The 24,802-nt window shown below is 71.6% G+C and carries 20 protein-coding genes; 6 read left to right on the forward strand and 14 right to left on the reverse strand.

Annotated elements, in window-relative coordinates:
- Positions 1-181: 181 nt before the first annotated feature.
- Genes KB893_RS14730 through KB893_RS14750 form a run of 5 tightly spaced genes read right to left on the reverse strand, consistent with a single transcriptional unit; the run spans position 182 to position 5,285 of the window.
- A complete protein-coding gene (locus tag KB893_RS14730) occupies positions 182-2,407 on the reverse strand; it encodes a type IV pilus secretin PilQ (RefSeq protein ID WP_246505679.1) in 2,226 nt (741 codons plus the stop codon).
- A gap of 14 nt (positions 2,408-2,421) precedes the next feature.
- Positions 2,422-2,937: a pilus assembly protein PilP gene (locus tag KB893_RS14735; RefSeq protein WP_211926630.1), complete on the reverse strand. Its 516-nt coding sequence runs from the start codon at positions 2,935-2,937 to the stop codon at positions 2,422-2,424.
- A 13-nt stretch (positions 2,938-2,950) separates the two neighbouring features.
- Positions 2,951-3,607, reverse strand: a complete 657-nt coding sequence (locus KB893_RS14740) for a type IV pilus inner membrane component PilO (RefSeq protein WP_211926624.1) — start codon at positions 3,605-3,607, stop codon at positions 2,951-2,953.
- The gene (locus KB893_RS14745) at positions 3,604-4,221 is read right to left on the reverse strand and encodes a PilN domain-containing protein (RefSeq protein WP_211926625.1); all 618 of its coding nucleotides are present in this window, start codon (positions 4,219-4,221) and stop codon (positions 3,604-3,606) included. The genes KB893_RS14740 and KB893_RS14745 overlap by 4 nt, the downstream gene beginning before the upstream one ends.
- Complete coding sequence (locus KB893_RS14750) at positions 4,221-5,285, reverse strand: pilus assembly protein PilM (protein WP_246505680.1); 1,065 nt, start codon at positions 5,283-5,285, stop codon at positions 4,221-4,223. Before KB893_RS14750 ends, KB893_RS14745 begins: the two co-directional genes overlap by 1 nt.
- Positions 5,286-5,580: 295 nt before the next feature.
- Between KB893_RS14750 and KB893_RS14755 the strand changes: the two genes are divergently transcribed.
- Positions 5,581-8,154: a penicillin-binding protein 1A gene (locus tag KB893_RS14755; RefSeq protein ID WP_211926627.1), complete on the forward strand. Its 2,574-nt coding sequence runs from the start codon at positions 5,581-5,583 to the stop codon at positions 8,152-8,154.
- A gap of 99 nt (positions 8,155-8,253) precedes the next feature.
- Positions 8,254-8,901, forward strand: coding sequence for a hypothetical protein (locus KB893_RS14760; RefSeq protein ID WP_213173820.1), 648 nt, complete (start codon positions 8,254-8,256; stop codon positions 8,899-8,901).
- Between the two features lie 82 nt (positions 8,902-8,983).
- Here the strand turns inward: KB893_RS14760 and KB893_RS14765 are convergent, their stop codons facing one another.
- Both KB893_RS14765 and KB893_RS14770 read right to left on the reverse strand, forming a co-directional pair.
- Positions 8,984-10,252, reverse strand: coding sequence for a citrate synthase (locus KB893_RS14765; protein ID WP_213173835.1), 1,269 nt, complete (start codon positions 10,250-10,252; stop codon positions 8,984-8,986).
- Between the two features lie 244 nt (positions 10,253-10,496).
- Entirely contained in the window at positions 10,497-10,742 is a 246-nt protein-coding gene (locus tag KB893_RS14770; RefSeq protein WP_211927883.1) for a type B 50S ribosomal protein L31, read from the reverse strand.
- Positions 10,743-10,882: 140 nt separating this feature from the next.
- Here KB893_RS14770 and KB893_RS14775 point away from each other — a divergent pair, with 140 nt between their 5' ends.
- Positions 10,883-14,221, forward strand: a complete 3,339-nt coding sequence (locus tag KB893_RS14775; protein ID WP_211927882.1) for a mechanosensitive ion channel domain-containing protein — start codon at positions 10,883-10,885, stop codon at positions 14,219-14,221.
- 5 nt (positions 14,222-14,226) lie between these two features.
- Here the strand turns inward: KB893_RS14775 and KB893_RS14780 are convergent, their stop codons facing one another.
- The 7 genes from KB893_RS14780 to KB893_RS14810 form a co-directional block, all read right to left on the reverse strand.
- Positions 14,227-15,159, reverse strand: coding sequence for a nucleoside hydrolase (locus KB893_RS14780; RefSeq protein WP_213173821.1), 933 nt, complete (start codon positions 15,157-15,159; stop codon positions 14,227-14,229).
- A gap of 169 nt (positions 15,160-15,328) precedes the next feature.
- Positions 15,329-17,428 carry an ATP-dependent DNA helicase RecG gene (gene recG / locus KB893_RS14785; protein WP_213173822.1) on the reverse strand — a complete coding sequence of 700 codons (2,100 nt, stop codon included), beginning with the start codon at positions 17,426-17,428 and terminating at the stop codon, positions 15,329-15,331.
- A 17-nt stretch (positions 17,429-17,445) separates the two neighbouring features.
- On the reverse strand, positions 17,446-17,829 hold the full coding sequence (locus tag KB893_RS14790) for a RidA family protein (protein WP_213173823.1): 384 nt from the start codon (positions 17,827-17,829) through the stop codon (positions 17,446-17,448).
- 91 nt (positions 17,830-17,920) lie between these two features.
- A complete protein-coding gene (locus tag KB893_RS14795) occupies positions 17,921-20,083 on the reverse strand; it encodes a RelA/SpoT family protein (protein WP_211927679.1) in 2,163 nt (720 codons plus the stop codon).
- Between the two features lie 55 nt (positions 20,084-20,138).
- Complete coding sequence (rpoZ, locus tag KB893_RS14800; protein ID WP_211927678.1) at positions 20,139-20,435, reverse strand: DNA-directed RNA polymerase subunit omega; 297 nt, start codon at positions 20,433-20,435, stop codon at positions 20,139-20,141.
- Positions 20,436-20,545: 110 nt separating this feature from the next.
- A complete protein-coding gene (gene gmk, locus KB893_RS14805) occupies positions 20,546-21,187 on the reverse strand; it encodes a guanylate kinase (protein ID WP_211927677.1) in 642 nt (213 codons plus the stop codon).
- Between the two features lie 56 nt (positions 21,188-21,243).
- Positions 21,244-22,107, reverse strand: a complete 864-nt coding sequence (locus tag KB893_RS14810; RefSeq protein WP_211927676.1) for a YicC/YloC family endoribonuclease — start codon at positions 22,105-22,107, stop codon at positions 21,244-21,246.
- A 70-nt stretch (positions 22,108-22,177) separates the two neighbouring features.
- Here KB893_RS14810 and rph point away from each other — a divergent pair, with 70 nt between their 5' ends.
- From rph to hemW, 3 genes are all read left to right on the forward strand, one after another.
- A complete protein-coding gene (gene rph, locus KB893_RS14815; RefSeq protein WP_213173824.1) occupies positions 22,178-22,903 on the forward strand; it encodes a ribonuclease PH in 726 nt (241 codons plus the stop codon).
- Positions 22,904-23,018: 115 nt separating this feature from the next.
- The gene (gene rdgB / locus KB893_RS14820; protein WP_211928201.1) at positions 23,019-23,612 is read left to right on the forward strand and encodes an RdgB/HAM1 family non-canonical purine NTP pyrophosphatase; all 594 of its coding nucleotides are present in this window, start codon (positions 23,019-23,021) and stop codon (positions 23,610-23,612) included.
- 27 nt (positions 23,613-23,639) lie between these two features.
- Positions 23,640-24,800: a radical SAM family heme chaperone HemW gene (gene hemW / locus KB893_RS14825; protein WP_213173825.1), complete on the forward strand. Its 1,161-nt coding sequence runs from the start codon at positions 23,640-23,642 to the stop codon at positions 24,798-24,800.
- Positions 24,801-24,802: the final 2 nt, after the last annotated feature.

Raw genomic sequence — 24,802 nt, forward strand, 5'->3', positions numbered from 1 at the left:
TCGGTTGCGCCTTCGACAGGCGGAGGCGGATTTGGTTCGCGCGATCACGCGTCGGCTGCGGCGCGGAGGCGACGGTTCAGCCTTCCACTGTAGCGCGCGACCGCGCCGGCGCGGCACGCGCGCCGGAAACGACACGGGGCCGCAGATGCGGCCCCGTGATGATGCGATCGAAGCTGCCGGCTCAGCGACGGCCGTCGGCGATGTCCAGGATCTTCGGCGTGACGAAGATCAGCAGCTCGGCCTTGTCGTTGGACCTGTTCTTGTTGCGGAACAGCGCGCCGAGGAAGGGCAGGTCGCCCAGCCACGGCACCTTGTTCACGTCCTCGCGGGTCGAGAACTCGTACACGCCGCCGATCGACACCGTCTGCCCGTTGTTGACCAGGACCGCCGTGTTGACCTCGCGGGTCGAGATGTTGGGCACGCTGTAGAGCGGCGTGGTGGTGAAGCCGGTCAGCTCGTCCTTCCTGACGTTCATCTTCAGGAAGACGCGGCCGTCCTGGGTGATCGTCGGCGTCACGCGCAACTCCAGCACGACCTCCTTGAACTCGACCGTGAAGTTGCCGGTACCCGAACCGCTCTGCTGCAGGGTCACATAGCCGACCTCATCGCCCTGCTTGATCACAGCCTCCTGCTGGTTGCTGGTGATCACGCGCGGGTTGGAGATCACTTCGCCGCGCCCCTCTTCCTGCATGGCCGACAGCTCGAGGTCGAGGATGCCGCCACCGGTGAGGACGGAGAAGGCAAGCGATCCAGCCGCGCTGGTGACCGGCAGGTTCACGTTGTAGCCGGTGTCTCCCACCAGCCAAGTGCCGACCGGGGCAAGCCCCTCCTGATCGCCCTCGAGGTATTCCTCCTGGGCTTCGCGCAGGGTGTTGTTGTAGTTGGTGATGCTGTCCAGCGAGCCGGCAGTCTGCCAGTCGCCGTCGTCCTTCCTGAAGCCGAGCCGGGTGCCGAGCTCCCGCGAGAAGCTCTCGGTCGCGATCACGATCCGCGCCTCGATCAGCACCTGGTCCACGGCGCGGTCAAGGAGATCGACCATGGCGCGGATCTCCTCGATCTTCTTCGGGATATCCACCACCAGCAGCGTGTTGGTGCGGCGGTCGAAGCTCACGCTGCCCCGCGGAGAAAGGAAGCCGCGCTCGCCCTGGTTGCCGCCGCCACCCGCCGATCCGCCGGTGGAGCCCTGTGCCGTCTTGCTCTCGTCGGTGAGGAGCTTGGCGATGTCCTCGGCGTTGCCGTAGTTGATCGAGATGTACTCGGTCACCAGCTCGGCGCGTTCCTCGAGCGCGATGCGCGCGTCCTCGCGGGCCTGTTCGTAGGCAGCCAGCTCGGACTGCGGCCCGACCCAGATGACGTTGCCGTCCTTGCGCTTGTCGAGCGACTTGGCGCGCAGGACGATGTCGAGCGCCTGGTCCCACGGCACGTTGATCAGGCGCAGGGTCACGTTGCCCGACACCGAGTCGGACGCGACGATGTTGAGCCCGGACTCCTCCGCGATCAGCTGCAGCACGGTGCGGACCGGGATGTCCTGGAAGTTGAAGGTCACCGGGCGCCCGGTGTACTCCGGCTCGCGGTTCGCCGTGGCGCGCGGGTCCACCGCCTGCTCGGCCGACGCCTCGGGCGCGACCTCGACGACGTACTCGTTGCCGGTCTGGTAGGCGAGCGACTCGTAGCCGCCGACGGTGCTGATGACCAGCTCGGTGCCGCCGTTGCGCGAGCGCGGCTCGATGGTCTTGACCGGGGTGGCGAAGTCGGTGACGTCCAGGCGCTTGCGCAGCGTCTCCGGCAGGCTGGCGTTGGCCACGTCGATGACGACCTGCTGGTCCTCGTTGCGCAGGTCCGGAGCCGCGCCGTCGCCGCTGAACTTCAGGATCAGCCGGCCCGACCCGTCCTCGCCGCGCCGGAAGTCGATGTTGGACACCGCGACCGCGGCAGGCACGCGCTTGCCAGGATCCGCCGGGTTGGCCAGCGCCGGCGCCGTCGAATTCGCGGCGCTGCCGGCGACCGAGACGATGAGGTCGTTGCCCTCGACGCGGGTCTCGTAGCTCGCCGGGCGGAACAGGTCCACCACCACGCGGGTGCGGCCGTTGGCCTCCGCCGTGGAGACCGCGCTGGTCGCCCCGCTGCCCACGGCGAGGCGGCGCTGGGCGAAGCCGTTGGTCGTCTCCGGCAGGTCGATCGCGATGCGCGGCGGGTTGTCGGTGGTGAACGCCTGCACCTCGGCCGGCGCCTCGTCGAAGCTCAGCACGACGTCGACATCACCGCCGGCGCCGGGCCTGTAGTTGACGTCCTTGAGCGTGCCGGCGAGCGCCGGCAGCGCTGTGGCGAAAGCCATGGCCGCGACCAGCGCGCAGCGCGCCATGCCGCGGGCGGCGCCCGCCTGAAGATCCGTGTTCGATGCGCTCATCGTGTTTTCCCCAATCATTGATCTTCAAGGGCGATGGAAGCCGGCCGCTCGAGCCAGCCCCCCGCGCCGTCCGGCACCAGTTCGACGATGTCGATGCGGTCCTCGTGGACCTCGGTGATGCGCCCGTCGCTCTGCCCCAGGTAGTTCCCTTCGCGCACGCGGTAGACCACGTTGTCGGGCGCGGTCACCAGCCCCAGCATCGAAGCGCCCGAACCGATGGTCCCGGCCATCTCCAGCGAGTCCAGCGGGAAGGCCTCGAGCAGTTCCTTGCGACGCTCCGGATCCGGACGCGGCCCCGAGCCGCTGCCGGCGCGCTCGTTGACCGGCGCGGTGAAGGGGTCGCGCATGTTCTGCGCGTCGTAGCTGAAGGTCTCGAACTGCTGCATCACCGGCAACGGATCCAGCGGCGGGGCCGGCCGCGACTTGACCTCCGCGACCCAGCCCTGCAGGTCGTCGCCGGCGCCGCCGCAGGCGCCGAGCAGCAGCACCGTTCCCGCGAGGGCGATCCGCCGCGCCCATGTATTGTGCATCCTGGCGTTCATGTCACTGCGCCCCGTTCGCGGTGGTGTCGGTAGCGGTCTGCGCAGCCGCCTCTTCCTCGTCGAGATAGCGGTAGGTCTTGACCGTGCCCTCGAGCACCAGGTTGTCGCTGCGGATGCCGCCGTTGGTCTCGCGCGGCTTCAGCGAGATGTCGTGCATCGTCATGATCACCACTCGCGGGAGCGAAGCCACGCCGCTGACGAAGGCACCGAACTGGTGGTAGCCGCCGACCATGCGCAGCGAGATGGGCTTCTCCGCGTAGAACTCCTTCGGGATCTCGGCTTGCGGCTGGAACAGCTCGTTGTTGATGCCCGAGGCCAGCGCGGTCTGCGAGATGTCGACGATCAGGTCCGGCATCTCCGTGCGGCTGGGGAGCTGGCGCAGCATCTGCTGCAGCATCTGCTCCATCTGCGCGAGCTGGAGCTTGAGCGGCTCCAGGTTCGCGGCCCGGCCCTGCTTGGTCTCGAACTCGGTGCGCCTCTCCTGCTCCTGGCGCTCCAGCGACTCCAGCATGTCCTGCTTGTCGCGGATGAAGAACCACCAGGTGCCGGCGAGGACGAGCACCACGATCAGGCCGCAGAAGAACGCCTTGACCGACTTCGGCCAGGCGCCGGCATTGTTGAAGTCGAGGTTGTTGAGGCTGAAGGACTGCTGGCTCATTGCGCGTCTCCCGCGGGGGCGGTGGCGTCCACGGTCTCGCCTGCGGCGAGGCCCGCGGCTTCCGCCTTCTTCTGCGGGCTGGTGATCTTGACCTGCAGCGTGAACTCGTAGGGCAGCGCCGGGTTGCCTTCCTTGGCCTCGATGACCTGGAGGTCCGGAGCGGTCATCCAGCCGGAGGACTCGAGGTTGCGCATGTAGGCGCTGACCCGCGCGTTCGACTGCGAGCTGCCCTGCAGCGTCAGATCGGTGCCGGCCTGCTTGATCGAGGTGAGCTGCACGCCATCGGGAATCGTGCGCACGAGCTGGTCGAACAGGTGGACCATCTGCGAGCGGTTCGCCTGCAGGTCCTCGATCACCTGCTTGCGCGCCAGCAGGCGCGCCTTCTGCCGGTCGAGGGTCTCGATCTCCTTGATCTGCACGTCGAGCTGCGAGATCTCGTTCTGGAGGTAGGCGATGCGCTCCTCGCGCGCCTCGATGCGACCGTTGTAGACGCTGACCAGGAGGAACCCGGCGAGCAGCGAGGCGGCGAAGGTCGCGCCGAGGATCGCCATGTACTGGTTCTGGCGCCGCTTGCGGCGCTCGGCGCGCCACGGCAGGAGGTTGATCCGTGCCATCAGTCGAAGCTCCTGAGCGCCAGGCCCGCGGCGATCATCAGTGCCGGGGCGTCGTTGGCGAGCGCGTGCGGCTGGACGCGCGAGCCGAGCGACATGTCGGCGAGCGGATTGGCGACCGCCGTCGGCACGCCGAGCTGCTCCTCGACCATCTCGGCGATCCCGTCGATGGAGGCGCAGCCGCCGGCGAGCACCACCTGGTCGACGCGATTGAACTCGCTGCCCGCATAGAAGAACTGGAGCAGGCGGCTGACCTGCTGGACCATCGCCTCCTTGAACGGCTCCAGCACCTCGATGCCGTAGCTCTCGGGCAGGCCGCCCTGGCGCTTGGCAAGACCCGCCTCCTCGTAGGAGAGGCCGTAGCGGCGCATGACCTCGTCGGTCAGCTGCTTGCCGCCGAAGACCTGCTCGCGGGTGTAGATGCTGCGCTGGTTGCGCAGCACGTTGAGCGTGGTCATGGTCGCGCCGACGTCGACCAGGGCGACGATCGCGTCCTTCTGCACGGAGAGCTGGTCGGCGATGAGCCGGAACGCGTTCTCCATGGCGAAGGCCTCGACGTCCATGACGCGCGCGGCGAGCCCGCCGAGCTCGAGCGCGGAGGAACGGACCTCGACGTTCTCCGAACGCGACGCGGCCAGCAGCACCTGCGCCATCTCGGGATTGTTCGGCACGGGGCCCAGGACCTCGAAGTCGAGGCTTACTTCCTCGATCGGGTACGGGATGTAGTTCGCGGCCTCGAGCTGGATCTGGGCCTCGAGCTCGTCCTCGTCGAGGTTGCCGGGCATCGGGATCAGCTTGGTGATCACCGCCGAACCCGCCACCGCGGCGGCGGCGTGCTTCACCTTGGAGCCGGAGCGCGCCAGCGCACGCTTGATCGCCTCGCCCACCGCCTCGACCTCGACGATGTTCTTCTCGACGACCGCGTTGGGCGGCAACGGCTCGACCGCGTAGTGCTCGACGCGGTAACGACCGCCCGACTGACTGAGCTGCAGCAATTTTACCGCAGTCGAACTGATGTCCACCCCGATCAAGGGCGGCTCACTGGACCCGAACAATGCCACGGTCATTCCCCTCGCGCGCTGCGCAATTCCCCTAGGCATCACCCGCGCTTACGGCAGATTGATGCCCGGGGACATTAAATAACGCTTCTTTACCCTTTCGCAACAACCCGGCTGTTCGGATGCCGCGTCCCCATGGCAAGCAAGCCGCATGCCGGCGCGCATTACGCGCGATTTGCGCCCGCGCCTGCCGTGCGCCGGGTCGCACTTCCGGCGGCGGCCGCGGCGCGCGTCACGGCGGCGGCCGGGGCGGCCCGCCGCTATACTCCGGCGCGATGTGCCCGGCAGACATGGTTGCGAGTTGATGGCGTCCCGAATCGTTCGATGGCTGCGCAGGGCAGCCGTGGCCGGCATTGCGCTGGCGTTGGCCGGCGTCGTCACGCTCGGCGTCGTCTACTGGCTGGTCGCACCGCGCATCCCGGATGTCGAGGCGCTGCGCGACGTCCAGCTGCAGGTGCCGATGAGCGTGTACGCGCGCGACGGCGAGCTCATCGCCGTGTTCGGCGAGTTCCGGCGCTACCCGGTGCGCATCGCCGAGGTGCCGGACCAGGTCAAGAACGCCTTCATCGCCATCGAGGACGCGCGCTTCTACGAGCACCAGGGCCTCGACTGGCGCGGCATCTTCCGCGCCGTATGGCTGCTGGCCACCACCGACGACCGCCGCGTGCCCGGCGGCAGCACGATCACCCAGCAGGTCGCGCGCCAGTTCTTCCTGAGCTCGGAGTACAGCTACAGCCGCAAGTTCATGGAGATGCTGACGGCGCTGAAGATGGAGCGCGAACTCAGCAAGGACGAGATCTTCGAGCTGTACCTCAACAAGGGCTTCTTCGGCAATCGCGCCTACGGCGTCGCCGCGGCGGCCGAGTTCTACTACGGCAAGACGCTCGGCGAGCTGACCCTGGCCGAGGCCGCCACCCTCGCCTCGATCCCGAAGTTCCCGTCGAGCGGCAACCCGATCAGCAATCCCGAGCGCGCGCGCATCCGCCGCGACTACGTGATGCAGCGCATGCATGAGCTCGGCTTCATCGACGAGGCCGCGATGGTGGCGGGACAGGCGGAGCCGATGCACGCCTCGCCGCACGAGCCGCCGGTCAATGTCGAGGCGCCCTACGTCGCCGAGATGGTGCGCCAGGCCATGGTCGAGCGCTACGGCGGCGATGCCCTGAACCAGGGCCTGCACGTGTTCACCACCATCGACGCCACCGCCCAGAACGCGGCCAACCTCGCGGTGCGGGCGGGGCTGCTCGACTACGACCGCCGCCACGGCTGGCGCGGCGCCGAGGACGAGGTCGACATCGGCACCGAGACCGACCCTGCCGCGCTCGCCGCGCATCTCGATGGCGCGATGGCGGTCGGCGGACTGCTGCCGGCGTTGGTCGTCTCGGCGGACGCGCAGAAGGCGACGGTGGTGCTCCGTGGCGGCGAAGAGGTCGAGCTGGCCGGCGATGCCGTGCGCTGGACCCGCAAGACGCCGGCGCAGCTGTTCGAGCGCGGCGATATCGTCCGCCTGCAGCCGGGCAGCGAGGACGGCACCTACGTGCTGGCCCAGATCCCGCAGGCGCAGGCGGCGCTGGTCTCGCTGCGGCCCGAGGACGGCGCCCTGCATGCGCTGGTCGGCGGCTTCAGCTTCGCGGCGAACAAGTTCAACCGCGCCACCCAGGCGCAGCGGCAGCCGGGCTCGAGCTTCAAGCCCTTCGTCTACGCCGCGGCCTTCGACCGCGGTTTCACGCCGGCCTCGATCGTGCTCGACGCACCGGTCGTGTTCAACGACCGCTGGACCGGCAAGACCTGGAGCCCGCAGAACGACGACGGCAAGTTCCGCGGCCCGATGCGCCTGCGCGAGGCGCTGGTGCAGTCGCGCAACCTGGTCTCGGTGCGCCTGCTGGATGCGCTGGGCATCGACTTCACCCGGCAGTACATCAGCCGCTTCGGCTTCCCGGAGCAGGGCCTGCCGCCGAATCTCACCATGGCCATCGGCACCACCTCGGTGCCGCCGCTCACCATCGCCCGCGGCTATACCGCGTTCACCAACGGTGGCTTCCTGGTCGAGCCCTACTTCATCGACCGCGTCGTCGATCGCGAAGGCGTGCTGATCGCCAGCACCCACCCGTGGCGCGCCTGCGCCGACTGCCCGGAGCGGCGCCTGCGCGAGACCCAGCAGACGACGATCGTGGACGGCTTCGACCTCGGTCCCGCGCTCGGCGGCAACGACGCCGGGGCGGTGGACGGCTTCGACCTGGATGCCGCGCCGGCGACGACGGAGCGCGCATTCGACCTCGGCGACGGCAGCACCCCGCAGGACGTCGCCGCGGCGGCTCCGCAGGCGCCGATCACCGACCAGGAGCGCCTGGCCGCCGCGAACTTCGTTGGTCCGCCGGAGATCATGCTCGCGCCGCGCGCGGTGGACGCGCGCACGGCCTTCCAGGTCAACTCGCTGATGCGCGACGTCGTCCAGCGCGGCACCGGCACGGCGGCGAAGGTCCTGGAACGCCCCGACATCGGCGGCAAGACCGGCTCCACCAACGAGCACCGCGATGCCTGGTTCTCGGGCTTCGGCGGCGCCCTGGTCACCACCGTCTGGGTCGGCAACGACGACTTCACCTCGCTCGGCTACAAGGAATACGGCGGTCGCGCGGCGTTGCCGATCTGGATCGACTACATGCGCGTGGCGCTCGAGGACATGCCGGTCGAGGAACCGACGCTGCCGCCCGGCCTGGTGGTCGCGCACGTCGACCGCGGCACCGGCTATCCGGTCGGGCCCGACACGCCGGGCGCGCTGCGCGAGTTCTTCAAGGTCGAGGATCTCGATCGTCTCGCCAACAGTGGCTACGGCAGCGAACCGGCGACCTCGAGCCAGGAGGCGTTCGACATCTTCTGAGCGTCCGGCTACGGTGCAGGAAGCCGTCGCCCTCCTGCACGCCTCCGTGGCGTGCCGCGGGGGACGCTGGCGGCGCACCACCACTGCGAGGAGAGCGCGATGCAGCACGCACGAACGCACGCCGAGACCCGCACCCGCGAACGCCGCCATCGCCTCGCCGTGGAGGCCGCCCGGCTCATGGCCGAGAGCGGCATCCGCGACTTCCGCCAGGCCAAGCGCAAGGCCGCGCAGCGCCTGGGCATCCACGACGACCTGTCGCTGCCCCGCAACAGCGAGATCGAGGACGCGCTGCGCACCCACCAGCGGCTCTTCCAGGGCGACGACCAGCCCGGCCTGCTCCGCCACCGCCGCGAAGCCGCCGCACGCGCCATGCGCTTCTTCGCCGGCTTTTCGCCGCGCCTGGTCGGTGCCGTCCTCGACGGCACCGCCGACGGCAACAGCGCGGTGTGCCTGCAGCTCTTCAGCGACGACCCGGACGAGATTCCGCGCTTCCTCGCCGAGCACGGGATCCCCGCGGAGTCGCGCAGCCGGCGACTGCGGCTCGACCGCCAGCGGGTCGCCGACGCGCCGGTGTGGCTGTTCGCGGCCGAGGACCTGCCCTTCGACCTGACCGTCCTGCCGCGCGACCTGCTGCGGCAGGCGCCGCTCGACCGCATCGACGAGCGCCCGATGCGCCGCGCCTCGCTGTCGGCGCTGGAGCGGCTCCTGGCCGACGAGGACATCGCCGAGTACGAGCGCCGGGCCTGAAACCTCGGCCCTGACGCATCGACCCGCGCGAAAAAACGCCCCGGCATGCCGGGGCGTTCTTCGTTGCAGCCTCGCCGGACGCTCAGCCCTTGGCGGGGTAGTCGCGGCTGTCGGCGCCGGTGTAGATCTGGCGCGGACGGCCGATCTTGTTCTCCGGGTCGTTCTGCTGCTCGAGCCAGTGCGAGACCCAGCCGGCGGTGCGCGCGATGGCGAACATCACCGTGAACATCTCGGTGGGGATGCCGAGCGCCTTGTAGATGATGCCGGAGTAGAAATCGACGTTCGGGTAGAGCTTGCGCTGGACGAAGTACTCGTCCTTGAGCGCCGCCTCTTCCAGGCGCATCGCGACTTCCAGCAGCGGATCGTCGACGTTGAGGTCCTTGAGCACCTGATGGCAGGTCTCGCGGATGATCGTCGCGCGCGGGTCGAAATTCTTGTAGACGCGGTGGCCGAAGCCCATCAGGCGGAAGCTGTCGTCCTTGTCCTTGGCGCGGGCCACGGCCTTGGCGACATCCTCCGGACGCCCGATCTCCTCGAGCATCTTCAGCACCGCCTCGTTGGCGCCGCCGTGCGCCGGACCCCACAGCGCGGTGATGCCGGCCGCGACGCAGGCATAGGGGTTGGCGCCGGTCGAGCCGACCAGGCGCACGGTCGAGGTCGAGGCGTTCTGCTCGTGGTCGGCGTGCAGGATGAACAGCAGGTCGAGCGCCTTGGCGGCGACCGGCGGCAGCTCCAGCGGCTCCGACGGCACCTCGAACATCATGTGCAGGAAACGGTCGACGTATTCGAGGTTGTTGCGCGGGTAGCGCATCGGCCAACCGATCGAATAGCGGTAGGCGGCCGCGGCGATGGTCGGCATCTTCGCCAGCAGGCGGATCGCGGCCAGGCGGCGCTGCGCGGGATCCTCGATGTCCAGGCCGTCGTGATAGAAGCCCGACAGCGAGGAGATCACGCCGGCCAGCATCGCCATCGGATGCGCGTCGTGGCGGAAGCCCTGCAGGAAGCTCTTCAGGGCCTCGTGGATCATCGTGTGGTGGGTGACTTCGTGCTCGAAGTCCGAGAACTGCTTGGCGTCCGGCAGCTCGCCGTGCATCAGCAGATAGGAGACCTCGAGGAAGTTCGAGTGCTTGGCCAGCTGCTCGATCGGATAGCCGCGATACAGCAGCACGCCGTTGTCGCCGTCGATGTAGGTGATCGCGCTGCGGCAGCTCGCGGTCGCGGTGAACCCGGGATCGTAGGTGAAGTTGCCGGTTTCCTTCGGCAGCTTGGCGATGCCGACGCACGGGGCGCCGAGGGTGCCGCTGAAGACGGGAAGTTCGACGTTCTTGCCGGTGGTATCGGTGAGCACCACGCTCTGCTGATCTGCCACGGAAGGTCTCCTGGTGCAGGGTCCGGCGGATGCTCGGGCAGGCGACGCGGCCGGCCGCGCCCGCTACGGACCGTGGAAAGACGCACCCGGACGGGCCGGGCGAACCGCGAAATTATCGCATACGCATGCGTCCGGCGTCGCCCCGGCACGCTCCGTTGCGGCCGGCGGCAGCAACGAAAACGCCCCGCTCGAGGGCGGGGCGTTCGGTCGCGACGGGGGCCCGGAATCAGCCCTTGGCGTAGCGCTTGCGGAACCGGTCGACGCGGCCGCCGGTGTCCATGATCTTCTGCTTGCCGGTGTAGAACGGGTGCGAGTGCGAGGTGACGTCGAGCTTGATCACCGGATACTCGTTGCCGTCTTCCCACTTGACCGTGTCCTTGCTGGTCAGGGTGGAACGGGTGAGGAAGGAGAAGTCGGAGGACGCGTCCTGGAAGACGACGTTCCGGTACTCGGGATGGATATCGGCCTTCATGACGGGGCGCCCTGGAACGAGAAAAGACGACTATGTTAGCCGCCGGCGGCGGCGGCGCGCAAGCGTCGCCGGCGGGTCGGTCCAGCCACGGATGCCGGACCGCGCGTATCCTCGCGGACTTTGCGCCGGCACGTCACCGCATGCCTTCGAACGCTCCGCTCCGCCGCCTCCCGGCGGTCGCCCTGCAGCACCTCGCGCTCGCGCTGGCCCTCGTTGCGTCCGCGCTCGGCGGCGCGGCCCCTGCCGCCGCCCTCGCCGCACCCGGCGGCGCCGCGCTCGACGCCCTGGCCACGCGACTGGAGGACGGCGCGGTTTCCGCCGAGGCGCGCCCGCCGCTGCAGGACGCCCTGCAGCAGGCGCGCGAGGACGCCGCCGCCGCCGAGAGCGCGCTCGCGGCGGCCGATGCGCTGCGCGAGGAAGCCGACCGCGCCGGGCGCGAGGTCGAGGATCTCGAGGCGCGCCTGGCGCGCGATACGGACGCCGAGCTCGCCGCCTGGCGGCGCCGCCAGCCGTCCACCACCTCGGTGGCCGCGATCGAGCGCCGGCGCGCGCAGGTCCAGGCCGAGTACGAGCGGCTGCGCGGCGACCTGGAGCAGACCGCCGCGGCACTCGGCCGGATCCTGACCAGCCCCTCGACCCTGGATCCCGCCCTGGTCGAGCAGGAGGCGGCACTGCGCGACGCCGCGGCCAATGCCCGCGCCGCCTCCGAACGCGATCCCGAGGATCCCGCCGCCGGCGTCGCCGCCGCGGCGGCCGACGCGGCCTGGCGCCGCGCCGCGAACGAGCGCGTGCGGGCCGAGGCCGAGATCGCCACGCTGCCGGTCCGGCAGCAGCTCTACGAGGCGCGCCAGCGCGTGCAGGAGCGCGCGGTCGCGCTGGCGCGCCGCAAGCTGGAGCTCCTGCTCGCGCAGCTGGCCGATCTGCGCGAGGCGCAGGTCGCCGCGCTGCAGGAGCGGGTCCGTGCGCAGGCCGAGGCGGCGCTCGCCGACGGCGGGCCTGCCGCGGCGGACTTCGCTCGCGCCAACATCGACCACGCCGGCCGCCTGGCGCAGCGCGAGACCGACCTCGCTGCGGCCCGCTCGGACGCCATCGCGGCGGCACGCGACGCCGCGCGCACCGACGACGTGCTGCGCGCGACCGAGGCACGCCTGGCCCTGGGCGGACGCGACGATGCCGTCGCCCTGACCCTGCTGCGCGAGCGCGCCCGGCTCGACGAGGCCGCGGCGCTGGCCGAGCGGCGGGCGCAGGTGCGCCGTCGCCTCGACAGCGCCCGGCTCAGGCTGATCGACCTGGACGAGGCGCGCGAGGCGCTGGACGATGCGGAGGTCGATCCCGACGACGGCACCCTCCGCGCCCTGCGCGACGCGCAGCGCGAGCTGATCGACGAACTCGCCGAATCCAACCGCCAACTCGTGTCCGCGCTGTCGGCGACCGAGGTCGCCCTGCAGACCCAGGCGGCGCGCCTGCAGCGCCTGGACGAGTTGCTCAGCCGGCGGCTGCTGTGGACCCCCGGCCACGCGCCGGTCGACCGCGCATGGCTGGCGCGCCATGGCGAGGGCTGGCGTTCGGCCCTTCGCGCCGCCGACCCCGGCCCGGCCCTGGTCGCGCTGGGCACGCGCGACCTCGGCGTGCTCGCCATCCTCGCCAGCGGCCTCGCCCTGGCCGTCGTCGGCCTGGTCGCGCGGCTGCGCCTCGGCGCGCGTCTGGCCCACCTGGCGGCGCCGCTGCAACGGGTCCGCACCGACACCTACGCCGCCACCTTGGCCGCGGCCGCGGCGACCGCGATCGCCGCGCTGCCGGCGGCGGCCCTCGCGACCGCGGCCGGACTGGCCCTCCTGCTGGCGCCGGAGAGCCGCGGCGACCGTGCGGTGGCGGCGTTCAGCGCCGCGTTCCTCGGCAGCGCCCCCCTGCTCTACCTCGTCGCCCTGTTCCCGGCGCTGGCCAGGGACGGCGGGCTGGGCGACCTGCACCTGCGCTGGACCGCGCAGCGGCGGCGCGCGCTGCGGACGCTGCGCGGCTGGCTGCTTGCCCTGCTGCCACTGCAGTTCGGCCTGGTCCTGCTGTTCCGCGCGCAGCAGGAACCGGCGCTGGACATCGTCGCGCGCGACCTGCTCCTCGGCTGGTGTCTGGTGGTCGGCCTGGCGCTGTGGCGGCTGCTGGCGCCGGAGGCGGTCTGGCACTCGCGGCGGATGACACCCGAACCGTCGGCCGCGCGCCGGCTGCTGCGCGTGGTCCTGCCGGTCGGTGCGGTCCTGCTGATGGTCCTCACCCTGCTCGGCTACACCGTCACCGTCGGCGCGATGCTCCTCACGTTCTGGCAGTCCTGCCTCGCCCTGACCGCGATCGCGATCGTGCGCGGCCTGATCGAGCGCTGGTTCCTGCTCGGCGAACGGCGCATCGCGCTGCGCCGCTACGAGGAACGGCGCGAGGCCGCCCGCGCCAGCGACGAGGGCGACGGCGGTGGCGAGTTCGCGGTCGAGGTCGATCCGGACAACCTGCCGCTGGAACGTGTCAGCGCGCAGCGCCGGCGCCTCCTGCGCGCGCTCACCCTCGGCCTGCTGGTCATGGCGGCCCTGCTGATCTGGGGCCCGCTGCTGCCGGCGCTGGAGCGGCTCGACGACATCCGCCCGTGGGCGTCGGAGACCAGTCTGCGTTCGGTGCTGTACGGCGCCGTCGTACTGCTGGCCACGGCGGTCGCGGCGCGCAACCTCCCGGGCCTGTTCGAGGTCGGGCTGCAGTCGCGCACCCACCTCGACGCCTCCACGCGCTATGCCATCACCAGCATCTCGCGCTACCTGATCGTGATCGGCGGCGTGGTCGGCGGCTTCGCCCTGCTCGGGGTGCGCTGGGGCAACCTGCAGTGGATGGCCGCGGCGCTGACCGTGGGCCTGGGCTTCGGGCTGCAGGAGATCTTCGCCAACTTCGTCTCCGGCATCATCCTGCTGATCGAGCGGCCGGTACGCATCGGCGACCTGATCACCATCGGCGAGTTCACCGGCACGGTCACCAAGGTGCGTACGCGCGCGACCACCATCCTCGACTGGGACAACCGCGAGGTGGTGGTACCGAACAAGACCTTCATCACCGACCGCCTGATCAACTGGACCCTCACCGACACCCACACCCGCCTCAACGTCGCGGTGACCGTGGCGCGCGACAGCGACGCCGAGACCGTGCACCGCATCCTGATGGACGCCGCGCGCGCGACGCCGACGGTGATGGACGAACCGGCGCCGTGGACGCATTTCGCCGGGATCGGCCCGAACGGCCTGAACTTCGCGCTCTACGTGCACGTGCGCGCGCTCAACGAACGCATCGAGACGCAGAACGCGCTCAACGCGCGGATCGTGCGCGGGCTCGCCGACGCCGGCATCGAGATCGCCTTCACCCGCATGGACGTCCAGCTCAGCCGCGCGCTGGCGCAGCGGATGCCGGCCGACCCGGGCGCCGCGGGCGAGGGAGCGACCTCGCCCGCCTGAGGCGATCAGGCGCCGAGTGCGCGGCGCAGGCGCTCGTGGAAGCGCGCGCGGTCGTAGCGCAGCAGGATGCGGGCGCGTGCCGGCGCGCCGCTGCGGTCGAGCCAGTCGACCACGGTGGCGCCGCGCGTGTGCGCACCGGTGAGCTCCATCGCGACCGCATGCCGCTCCGCCTCGAGCACGCCCTCGGGCTCGAGCGCCATCGCCATCGCCAGCGGGTCGGCCGACGCCCAGTCGCGGCGACCGCGCTGCTTCGAACCCTCCCGGCTCTGCCGCGAGATCGCGGCGTAGAAGCGCGCACGCGGCGTGTCGGCGGCCAGCCAGGCATCGAGCGCCTCGTGCGGGAGCGCATGCGCGAGGGTCGCCTCCCAGTCGGCGAGGTCGAAGCGCTCGAAGGCCTCGAACACCACGTGCGCGGCCTCCGGGTCGAACATCAGGTTGAACTCCGACGGCACCGAGGTGTTGCCGCGCCCGTTCACGGCGCCGCCCATGACCACCAGGCGGCCGACGTGGCGGGGCAGCTCCGGGTCGAGGCGCAGCGCGAGCGCGAGGTTGGTCAGCGGGCCGAGGGTGACCAGCAGCAGGCGCCCGGAATGTTCGCGGGCGAGGCGGCTGATCGCCAGCGCCGCGTGCTCGGTCCCGGCGCGCCCGGCGGGGGCGTCCAGACCGGCGTCGCCGAAGCCGTCGCTGCCGTGCACGTACGAGGCGTCCTCGGCAGCGTGCAGCAGCGGCACCGGACAACCGGCGTACACCGGCACGTCGACGCCCGCCACCTCGGCCACCTTCAGCGCATTGCGCACGGTGTGCGCGAGGCCGACGTTGCCGGCGGCGACGGTCAGGCCGACCAGCTCGTGCGCCGGGTCGTCCATCGCCATCAGCAGGGCCAGGGCGTCGTCGATGCCGGGATCGGTGTCGATGAGGAGGGGGATGGGGCTGGGCATGGGCATGGGGACCGGGAGTCGGGAACGGGGAACGGGGAACGGAGAACGGGGAACGGGGAACGGGGAACGGGGAATGGGGAATGGGGAATGGGGAATGGGGCATCGTGCCGGGCGTGGCGGTGGGGGCCAAGATCCGGCGGCGCTGAACGCGGGTGCAGCGTGCGCGGGCTCAGGCGCCGGCGTAGCGGGCGGCGCCGCCGACCCAGCGCGCGACCAGACGGTCGGCCCGCGCCGGATCCTCGGCCAGGAGCACGTCGGCGCAGTCGCGGACCGCGGGCAGCAGCGCCGCGTCGCGGGCGAGATCGGCGATGCGGAAGCCGGCCAGCCCGGTCTGGCGCGCGCCCAGGAGTTCGCCGGGCCCGCGCAGGGCGAGGTCCTTCTCGGCGATGACGAAGCCGTCGTTGCTCGCGCGCATGGCCTCGATCCGCTCGCGCGCCATCGCCGACAGCGGCGGCTGGTACAGCAGCACGCAGGTCGAGGCCGCGGCGCCGCGCCCGACCCGCCCGCGCAGCTGGTGCAGCTGGGCGAGGCCGAGGCGCTCGGCGTTCTCGATCAGCATCAGCGAGGCGTTGGGCACGTCGACGCCGACCTCGATCACCGTGGTCGCCACCAGCACGTCGAACTCGCGCGCCTTGAACGCACGCATGGTCTCCTGCTTCTGCGCCGCCTTGAGGCGCCCGTGCACGAGCCCGATGCGCAGCCCGGGCAACTGCGCCATGAGCTGGTCGAAGGTGCTCTGCGCGGCCTGCGCCTCGACCTCGGCGCTGTCCTCGATCAGGGTGCACACCCAGTAGGCCTGGCGGCCATCCGAGCAGGCGCCACGGATGCGTTCGACCACCTCCGCGCGGCGCTCGGCGCTGACCGCGACGGTCTGCACTGGCGTCCGCCCGGGCGGCAGCTCGTCGATGACCGACACGTCCAGGTCGGCGTAGGCGGTCATCGCCAGGGTGCGCGGGATCGGGGTGGCGGTCATCACCAGTTGGTGCGGCACGCAGCGTCCGTCCGCGCCCTTGTCGCGAAGCGCCAGGCGCTGGTGCACGCCGAAGCGGTGCTGCTCGTCGACGATGGCCAGGGCCAGGTCGTGGAAGGCCACGTGCTCCTGCATCAACGCGTGGGTCCCGATCACCACCTGCGCGCTGCCGTCGGCGATCGCGGCCAGCGCCTGGGTCCGGGCGCGCGTCCCGAGCTTGCCGGCCAGCCACACCACGCGCACGCCCAGCGGCTCCAGCCACGCGGCGAAGTTCGCCAGGTGCTGCTCGGCGAGGAGCTCGGTCGGTGCCATCAGCGCGACCTGGCGCCCGGCCTCCACCGCCAGCAGCGCCGCCAGCGCCGCGACCACGGTCTTGCCCGAGCCCACGTCGCCCTGCACCAGGCGCAGCATCGGCGAGGCCTGGGCGAGGTCGTGCCGACAGGCGGCGAACACCCGCTCCTGCGCGGAGGTCAGCGAGAACGGCAGCGCCGCGCGCAGGCGCGCGGCGAGTTCACCGCCACTTGCGATCGCGCGCGCGCCCTCGCGCTTCATCGCGATGCGCTGGCGGCGCAGGCTGATGTGGTGCGCCAGCAGTTCCTCGAACACCAGGCGCTGCAGCGCCGGGTGCCGACCCTCGGCGAGCGCGGCGAGGTCGGTGCCGGCCGGCGGGCGGTGGGCGAGCGCGAGCGCCTCGCACAGGGTCGGCAGGCCGAGGCGCGTCCGCCACGCCGCGGGCAGCAGCTCCAGCGCCTCGCCCGGCGGCAGGCGACGCATCGCCTCGGCCACGAGGCGGGCAACGCTCGCCGCGCCGATGCCCTCGATGGCCGGATACACCGGATCCAGCGCGCCCGACAGCACGCCCGGATCGGCCTCGTCCAGCAGGCGGTAGCTCGGGTGCACGATCTCCGGGCCATGCGCTCCGAAGCGCGCCTCGCCGTACACGCGGATGCGCCGGCCGATGCCGAACGACGCGACCTGCGTCCTGTGGAAGTGGAAGAAGCGCAGCAGCAGGGTGGCGCCGGACTCGTCCTCGACCGCCACCTTGAGCTGCGGGCGGAAGCGGAAGCCGCTCTCCACCGCCGTGATCCGCCCTTCCACCTGCGCCGGCCCGCCCGCCAGCGCCCGGATCGGCACGACCCGCGTGCGGTCCTCGTAGCGCAGGGGCAGGTGCAGCCACAGGTCCTGCAGGGTGAGTACGCCGCGGGCGGCGAGCTTCTCCAGCGTGCGCGGGCCGCAGCCCGGCAGGTCGCCGAGCGGCGCCGCGGCCGGATCGACCGGCGGCGTCAGCGGCGTGTCCACGCGTGCGCCCACCGCGTTCAGTCGAGCACCAGCACCGCGTCGACCTCGACCTGTGCCCCCTTGGGCAGCGCGGAGACCTCGATCGTCGAGCGCGCCGGATAGGGCTGCGCGAAGTAGTCGGCCATCACCGCGTTGACCGCGGCGAACTGCGACAGGTCGGTGAGATAGATGCCGACGCGGGCGATGCGGTCGAGGCTGGCGCCGGCCGCCTGGCAGACCGCCATCAGGTTCTCGAACACCTGCCGCGCCTGCGCGGCGACGTCGCCCTCCACCAGCTCCATGGTCGTGGGGTCGAGAGGGATCTGCCCCGAGAGGTAAACGGTGTTGCCGATGCGCGCGGCCTGCGAGTAGGGACCGATCGCGGCCGGCGCGTGCTCGGTGTGGATGGCCTGTCGGGACATGCGCGCGTTCCTCTGGAAGAAAGCGCGCATGGTAAGTCGCGCACCGCCGCGGCGCGATGTGGCGCCGCGCGCCGGGCGCGTAGGAAAACGGCTAGAGGCGCTGCACGCCGCTGACCACGCGCAGGCGGCGGATGCGGCGGATGACGTCGGCCAGGTGGCGCCGGCCCTTGACCTCGATCCCGAACTCCATCACCGAGGCGTTCACGTCGCGGTCGAGGTATTCGACGCTGTCGATGTTGGACTCGCTGTCGGCCACGGCGGCGGCCACCTGGGCCAGCACGCCCGGCTTGTTCAGGACCTCGATGCGCAGGTTCACGCGGTAGTCGCCCTGCACCTCGCGGTCCCAGTCGATCGCCACCCAGCGCTCGGGCGACTTGCGGAACTCGACGATGTTCGGGCATTCCAGCCGGTGCACCACCACGCCCTTGCCGGCGCTGTGGTAGCCCATGATCTCGTCTCCCGGGATCGGCCGGCAGCAGGCGGCGAAGCTCACCACCGCGCGCTCGCGGCCGGTGATCAGGATCTTCTCGCGCGGAGCGTGGCCGGGATCGCTGCGTCCGTCCTCGCTGAGCGCCTGCGCGACCTGCGCCGGCACCCGGTTGCCGAGCGCGATGTCGGCCAGCAGCGCCTCGATCCGCTCGTAGCGCTGCTCGGCGAGGAACTGCTCGATCCGCGCCGGCGGCACGCGGTCGAAGGACTGGTCGAGCGCCTCCAGCGCGCGGTCGAGCATGCGGTGGCCCAGCTCGACCGCGTCCTCGTGCTCGAGCTGCTTGAGCTGGGCGCGGATCGCGGTGCGCGCCTTGCTCGAGGCAACGAACTCGAGCCACCCCGGCTGCGGCGCGGCCGAGGGCGCGGTGATGATCTCGATGGTCTGCCCCGACACCATCGCCGAGCGCAGCGGCGCCAGCTTGCGGTCGATGCGCGCCGCCACGGCGTGGTTGCCGACGTCGGTGTGCACCGCGTAGGCGAAGTCCAGGGCGGTCGAGTTGCGCGGCAGCGCGAAGATGTCGCCGCGCGGGCTGAACAGGTAGACCTCGTCGGGGAAGAGGTCCACGCGCACGTTGTCGAGGAACTCCAGCGACGAACCCGCCGCCTGCTGCGCCTCGATCAGCCCGGTGACCCAGGCGTGCGCGCGACTCTGCGCGCTGTTGGGCCCCTCGCTGCCGTCCTTGTAGGCCCAGTGCGCGGCGATGCCGCGTTCGGCGATCAGGTCCATCTCCTCGGTGCGCACCTGCACCTCGATCGGCGCGCCGTAGGGCCCGAACAGCACCGTGTGCAGGGACTGGTAGCCGTTGGCCTTGGGGATCGCGATGAAGTCGCGGAAACGCCCGTCCAGCGGCTTGTACAGCGCGTGCGCGGCGCCGAGCGCGTGGTAGCACTGGGGCACGGTCTGGACCACGACGCGGAAGCCGATGACGTCCATGACCTGGGCGAAGCTCTTGTTCTCCTGGCGCATCTTCGTATAGATGCTCCAGGGCGCCTTGACCCGCCCCACCAGGCGGTGCGGCAGGCCCTCGTCGGTGAGCTGCTGCGCGAGCTGGGCCTCGATCTTGGTCATCGCCTCGCGGCGCATCACCGGCTGCGCGCGGATGCGCTTGGCGATCACCGCGTAGCGATAGGGATAGAGGGCGCGGAAGCCCAGGTCCTGCAGCTCGCTGCGGACCCGGTTCATGCCCAGGCGCTGGGCAATCGGCGCATAGATCTCCAGCGTCTCGCGGGCGATCCGGCGGCGCGCCTCGACCGCCATCGAATCCAGCGTGCGCATGTTGTGCAGCCGGTCGGAGAGCTTGATCAGGATCACGCGCAGGTCGCGCGCCATCGCCATCAGCATCTTGCGGAAGCTCTCGGCCGCGGCTTCCTGGCGGTCGCGGAACTTCAGCTTGTCGAGCTTGGTGACGCCGTCGACGAGCTCGCCGACCGCGGCGCCGAACTCGGCCTCGATCGTCTCGCGCGGCAGCGCGGTGTCCTCGAGGGCGTCGTGCAGGATCGCCGCGCACAGCGCCTCGGCGTCCATGCGCAGGTCGGCGAGGATGCCGGCGACGGCGACCGGATGGGTGATGTAGGGCTCGCCCGACTTGCGGGTCTGGCCCGCGTGCGCGGCATCGGCGACGCGGAAGGCACGCCGCACCAGGGCGACCTGGGCGGGTTCGAGGTAGAGGGCGAGCTTGTCTTCGAGCGCGGCGACGTAGTCGGGTACCGGAAGCAGGTCGGTACTCGCGCCGGGAGTCTCGGTGGGGGCGGACGCAGACGGCATGTCCGCAGCGTACGGGGGGCCGCGGACGCCGGCAACGCCGGCGCCGCGCGCGCCGTCAGAGGTCGTCGTTGGCCTTGTCGTCGTCGGCCACTTCGGCCGCCGCCCACTCCAGCGCCTCGCGCTCGGCGCGCTCGCGCTGGGCCTTCTCGACCTCGTCGATCAGCGCCTGGTCGACCTGGCGGGCGGCGATCTCGCGCAGCGCGAGCACGGTCGGCTTGTCGTCGCTCTCGGCGTTGTCGATGGTCGGATCCACGCCCTTGGACAGCTGGCGGGCGCGCTTGGACGCCATCATGACCAGTTCGAAGCGGTTGTTGACCACTTCCAGGCAGTCTTCGACGGTGATACGGGCCATGCGGATCTCCTGGCGCGTCCGCGCGGAGGGCGGGCACGCCGAATCGGTGCGTTACGGGACCGCGCATTCTAGCCGGCCGCGCGATGCCTGCGCAAATCCGGCGCAGCGCGTCAGAACAGGCCGTCGCGGCCGCTCGGCTCCCCGGTCAGGAGCGTGGTCAGCAGGCGCTGGTGGCGGGCGACCTGGACGTCGCGACGCAGGCGGCTGGCGGTGAAGATCGCGCAGACCTCGCCGACGGCGGTGTCGAAGTCCTCGTTGACCACGACGTAGTCGAACTCGCCGTAGTGCGACATCTCCTCGCGCGCGGCGGCCAGGCGCCGGGCGATGGTTTCCTCGCTGTCCTGGCCGCGGCTGCGCATGCGCTCCTCGAGCGCCTTGCGCGACGGCGGCAGGATGAACACGCCGACGGCGTCGGGCATCTTCTGGCGCACCTGGCGCGCGCCCTGCCAGTCGATCTCCAGCAGCACGTCGCGCCCCTGCGCAAGGAACGGCTCCACCGACTGCCGCGCCGTGCCCTTCCAGTCGCCGTGCACGTGGGCGTACTCGAAGAAGTCGCCGGCGGCGATCATCTCCAGGAAGGTCTCGGCCGAGACGAAGTGGTAGTGCTCGGCGTGGCGCTCGCCCGGCCGCGGCTGCCGCGAGGTGAACGAGATCGACAGCGAGATCGAGCGATCGCGCGCCAGCACCGCGTTGACGATGCTCGATTTGCCGGCGCCCGAGGGCGCCGCGACGATGAACAGGGTGCCGCGCATGGGTTCTGGGATCCCTCCGACGGAGCTGACGGTCGCGCCGCGCGCGGCGCGCCGGGTCACTCGATGTTCTGCACCTGCTCGCGGATCTGCTCGATCAGGACCTTGAGGTCGACCGAAGCCTTCGACGTGCGCGTGTCGACCGACTTCGAACCGAGCGTATTGGCCTCGCGGTTGAACTCCTGCAGCAGGAAGTCCAGCCGCCGCCCCACCGCCTCGCGCAGCGCGAAGCTGCGCCGGGCTTCGGCGACGTGGCTGTCGAGGCGGTCGAGCTCCTCGTCGACGTCGAGCTTCTGCAGGCCGAGCACGAGCTCCTGCTCCATGCGCCCGGGCTCGATGGGCGCGTCGAGCTCGGCGAGCCGCGCCTCGAGCTTCTGGCGCAGGCCGCCGCGGATGTCGGGCAGCCAGCCGCGCACCTGGGCGACCAGGGCGGCGATGCCGTCGACGCGCTCGACCATCGCCGCAAGCAGCTTCTCGCCCTCGCGCTCGCGCGCCGCGACGAACTCGGCGACGACCTCCTCGGCCAGCGCCAGCGCCTCGGCCTGCAGGCCGCCGAGGTCCGGCGCCTGCTCGACGACCACGCCGGGGAAACGCAGCAGGTCCATGAACTCCACGCGCTGGCCGGGGAACTTCGCCGAGGTCTTCAGGCAGATCTCGGCCAGTCGGTCGACCAGCGGCTCGTCGATGGCGAGGGTGGCGTCGTGGCCGGCGGCCGCGCGCAGGCGCAGGGTGAGGTCGACCTTCCCGCGGCTCACCCGCGCGCCGACCCGCTCGCGCAGCGCCGGTTCCAGCGCGCGCAGTTCCTCGGGCAGGCGCACGCCGAGCTCGAGGAAGCGGTGGTTCACCGCGCGCAGCTCGCAGCCGAGCGTCCCCCAGGCGGTGGCGCGCTCGCCCGAGGCGAAGGCGGTCATGCTGCGGATCATGGGCGCGGCCGGTGTGAGGGGCGGCGAATGGTAATCTACGCGGCCCGTTTTTTCCCCGAGCACGCCCACCATGACCGTCGCCCGCCCCAGCGGTCGCGCGCCCGACGCGCTGCGCCCCGTCCGCATCGAGCGCCACTACACCCGCCATGCGGAGGGCTCGGTGCTGGTGTCCTTCGGCGACACCCGCGTGCTGTGCACGGCCAGCGTCGACAACCGCGCGCCGGGCTTCCTGCGCGGCAAGGGCGAAGGCTGGGTGACCGCCGAATACGGAATGCTCCCGCGCGCGACCAACAGCCGCAACGACCGCGAGGCCGCGCGCGGCAAGCAGGGCGGGCGCACGCTCGAGATCCAGCGCCTGATCGGGCGCAGCCTGCGCGCCTGCGTCGACCGCGGCGCGCTGGGCGAGCGCACGATCACGCTGGACTGCGACGTGCTGCAGGCCGACGGCGGCACCCGCACCGCGGCGATCACCGGCGCCTACGTGGCGCTGGTCGATGCGGTCGCCTGGCTGAAGAAGCGCGGCGCCATCACCCGCGACCCGATCCACGGCGCCGTCGCCGCGGTGTCGGTCGGCATCTTCCAGGGCGTGCCGGTGCTGGACTTGGACTATGCCGAGGATTCCGCCTGCGACACCGACATGAACGTGGTCATGAACGACGGCGGCGGCTTCATCGAACTGCAGGGCACCGCCGAGGGCCATGCCTTCCGCCGCGACGAGCTCGACGCGATGAGCGCACTCGCCGAGAAGGGCATCGCCGAACTGATCGCCCTGCAGCGCGCGGCCCTCGCGGCATGACCGCGCACGGGACCCGCCCTGCGGCTCCGCCGATGCGCATGCGCAGAGCTGCGCGGCCGGTCCGCGCGCGCCTCCCGTTCCCGGTTTCCCGTTCCCGCTTCATCCCGCCCGTCCCATGAAGATCGTCCTCGCCTCCGGCAACCGCGGCAAGCTCGCCGAACTCGGCGCCCTGCTCGCCGGCTGCGGCCACGACCTGGTGCCGCAGTCCGAGCTCGGTGTCGGCGACGTGCCCGAGACCGGGCTCACCTTCGTCGAGAACGCGCTGATCAAGGCGCGCCACGCGGCCGAGGCCACCGGCCTGCCGGCGCTGGCCGACGACTCCGGGCTCATCGTCGATGCGCTCGACGGCGCGCCGGGGCTCTACAGCGCACGCTACGCCGGATCGCCGACCGACGACGCGGCCAACAACGCCAAGCTCATCGCCGCTCTGCAGGGTGTGCCGGCGGAGCGGCGCAGCGCGCGCTTCCATGCGGTCATCGTGCTGCTGCGCCACGCCGCCGATCCGCAGCCGCTGGTCGCCGAGGGCAGCTGGGAGGGCAGGATCCTCGAGGCGCCGCGCGGCAGCCACGGCTTCGGCTACAACCCGGTCTTCCTCGATCCCGCGCACGGGCTCACCGCCGCCGAGATGGAGCCCGCGCTCAAGAACCGCATCAGCCACCGCGCGCGCGCGCTGGAGCGGCTGCGCACGGCGCTCGCCGCGCTGCGCTGAGCCAGGCGCGGGCCGCACCCGCACGCCATGTCCGCCGTCGCCCTGATCCCGCCGCCGCTCTCGCTGTACGTCCACATCCCGTGGTGCGTGCGCAAATGCCCCTACTGCGACTTCAACTCGCACGGGCAGAAGGGGGCGCTGCCGGTGGATGCCTACGTCGACGCGCTCGTCGCCGACCTCGAGCAGGACCTGCCGCTGGTCTGGGGCCGCACCGTGCACAGCGTGTTCTTCGGCGGCGGCACGCCGAGCCTGTTCCCGCCCGAGGCCATCGGCCGCATCCTCGATGCCGCCGCGGCGCGGCTGCGCTTCGCGCCCGCCGCCGAGATCACGCTGGAGACCAATCCGGGCACCGCCGAGCACGGCCGCTTCGAGGGCTACCGCGCCGCCGGGGTGAACCGGCTGTCCTTCGGTATCCAGAGCTTCGACGACGGCTGCCTGGCCCGGCTCGGCCGCATCCACGACAGCGCCGAGGCGGAGGCCGCGGTGCGCCTGGCGCAGGCGGCGGGCTTCGACGACATCAACCTCGACCTGATGTACGCCCTGCCCGGCCAGGACCTGACCATGGCCGGGCGCGACCTCGAACGCGCCTTCGCGCTGGAGCCGGCGCACATCAGCCATTACCAGCTCACGCTGGAGCCCAACACGCTGTTCTTCGCCAGGCCGCCGGCCGGCATCCCCGAGGACGACGCCGCCTGGGCGATGCAGGAGCACTGCCAGGCGCTGCTGGCCGCGCACGGCTACGTGCAGTACGAGACCTCGGCCTACGCCCGCGCCGGGCGGCAGTGCGCGCACAACCTCAACTACTGGCGCTACGGCGACTACCTCGGCATCGGCGCCGGCGCCCACGGCAAGATCAGCCAGGGCAGCGACGGCAGCATCCTGCGGCGCTGGAAGCACCGGCATCCGTCCACCTACCTGCGCGACGCCGCCTCGCCGGCGCGCATCGGCGGCGACGAGGCGATCGCGCCGGAAGCGCGTCCGTTCGAGTACGTGCTCAACGCGCTGCGCCTGGTCGAGGGCTTCGACCTGGGCGACTTCGAGCGGCGCACCGGCCTGTCGCGCGCGGCGATCGCCGCGCCGCTGGCGGCGGCGCTGGCGCGGGGCTACGTGGAGCGCGACGGCGGGCGCATCCGTCCGACCGAGCTCGGTCGTCGCTTCAGCAACGACGCGATGACCCTGTTCCTCTGAGG

This window comes from Coralloluteibacterium stylophorae, from assembly GCF_018122625.2.
Taxonomy (GTDB): Bacteria; Pseudomonadota; Gammaproteobacteria; order Xanthomonadales; family Xanthomonadaceae; genus Coralloluteibacterium; species Coralloluteibacterium stylophorae.